This is a genomic window from Comamonas sp. A7-5 (assembly GCF_039581385.1).
GTDB classification, from domain to species: domain Bacteria; phylum Pseudomonadota; class Gammaproteobacteria; order Burkholderiales; family Burkholderiaceae_C; genus Comamonas; species Comamonas thiooxydans.
In genome coordinates, this window is record NZ_JBCPWO010000080.1 from 1 (window position 1) to 216 (window position 216).

The 216-nt window shown below is 54.6% G+C and carries 1 pseudogene; it reads right to left on the minus strand.

Annotated features, from left to right (window positions below):
* Positions 1-216: pseudogene (locus AAIL67_RS24845) on the minus strand (hypothetical protein); the annotation flags it as partial.

A 216-nucleotide genomic window follows, 5' to 3' on the forward strand; every position in this document is an offset into this window, starting at 1 on the left:
TGGTGTAAGTACCTGTGTACTCCACAATGTTCTTGGACGTCCCGGACACAGTGCTGTTCAGGTTCTGGGTGGTCGTGCCGTTCGTTGTGATGTTTTGATCGGAGGTTGAAGTGGATCTGCTGTCCATCGTGGATACAGATCGACTTTCCGCCGGGGCAACGACCGGATTGACAATGGTGACCGACTGATTCTGTTGCGCCCCCACGGAAGAGGAGC